This is a genomic window from Wenjunlia tyrosinilytica, assembly GCF_014646055.1.
GTDB lineage: Bacteria > Actinomycetota > Actinomycetes > Streptomycetales > Streptomycetaceae > Wenjunlia > Wenjunlia tyrosinilytica.
Map to the genome: position 1 here is coordinate 1 of NZ_BMMS01000167.1, position 584 is coordinate 584.

Here is a 584-nt window from a genome sequence, read left to right on the forward strand (position 1 = left end):
CGGCGGCGGCTGGACGAGCTGCGGGTGGGCGAACTGGCCGTCACCGCGACGTTCGAGCTCGGGTACGGCCAGTTGGAACCACCCCAGGCGCGGGCGTTCCGCCTGCTCGCGCTCCCGGAGGGCCCTGACATCTCCCTGTCCGCGGCCTCCGCCGTGCTGGACATGGACGAGTACGAGGCCGAGGAACTGCTGGAGTCCCTGGTCGACATCAGCCTCCTGGAGTCCGCCGCCCCGGGCCGCTACCGCTACCACGACCTGCTGCGCCTCTACGCGCGCAAACGCACCGAGCAGGAGGAGCCGGCGAGTCGGCGCGAAGCGGCGCTGCGCCGGCTGCTGGACTTCTACCTGGCCACCGCCTGCCACGCCTACCGGCTGGAGAACCCCGGGGACCGGCTGCTGGAGCACCTGTCCCCAACGGCCCGGCAGGGGCAGGAGTTCGACAACGGCAAGGCGGCGCTGGACTGGCTGTTCAACGAGGCCGCGTGCTTGCTCGCCACCGTGCAGCACAGCGCCGCCCGGCAGGGCCTGGTGCGCAAGGCCGCCGACCTGTTGCTCGTCGTCCAGTCGCTGATGGAGTCCGGCGC

1 pseudogene is annotated in these 584 nt (G+C 72.3%); it reads left to right on the plus strand.

Annotated elements, in window-relative coordinates:
• Positions 1–584: pseudogene (locus IEY86_RS36075) on the plus strand (AfsR family transcriptional regulator); the annotation flags it as partial.